General features: G+C 43.3%; 1 pseudogene. It reads right to left on the minus strand.

The features are described 5' to 3' along the window. A pseudogene (locus A3738_RS09435) lies at positions 1–836 on the minus strand (molecular chaperone HtpG); the annotation flags it as partial.

Here is an 836-nt window from a genome sequence, read left to right on the forward strand (position 1 = left end):
ACAAGAGGATGCTCTGGGTTCAATTCAAAACTTGGCTTGCTTTCAGGTACAGGTTGTCCTGCAGCTTCCATGATCTTTTTCATCTGCGCATCCATATCATGCGCACCAGCAACCAAACATGCTGGGCTGTCAGTCAAACGATTCGTCATACGAACTTCATCTACTTTATCTTCAAGTAGCTCTTTGATCTGTTTAACCAATGCTTCGTATGTCTTATTCGCTTCTTCCTGTTGCTTCTTGTCTTCTTCTGCTTCGATCTCACCGAGGTCAAGCTCGCCCTTAGTGATGTCTTGAAGATGCTTACCTTCAAAATCAGACAGGTAAGAGATCATCCAGCCATCAATGCGATCGCTTAGCACTAGAACCTCAATACCCTTCTTACGGAAGATTTCCATATGTGGGCTAGAAATACCTGCCGCATGACTTTCTGCCGAGATATAGTAAATCTTGTCTTGGCTCTCTTGCATGCGAGACACGTAATCATCAAGCGATACGTTCTGAGCGCTGTCGCCGTTTGTCGTCGCGAAGCGAAGTAACTTAGCAAGTTTTTCTTTATTAGAAAGATCTTCGCCAATACCTTCTTTAATTACCTGGCCAAACTCATCCCAGAATGATTGATATTTCTCAGCATCGTTCTTGGCCATTTTGGTCAGAGTATCAAGCACACGCTTAGTCAGTGCTGTACGCAAGCTATCAACAGTCTTATCGCTTTGAAGAATTTCACGAGAAACGTTCAAACTTAAATCACGCGTATCAACAATACCTTTTACAAAACGAAGGTAGAGAGGCAGGAACTGCTCTGCTTCATCCATAATAAAAACGCGCTGTACGTATAG

Source organism: Oleiphilus sp. HI0066 (assembly GCF_001635725.1).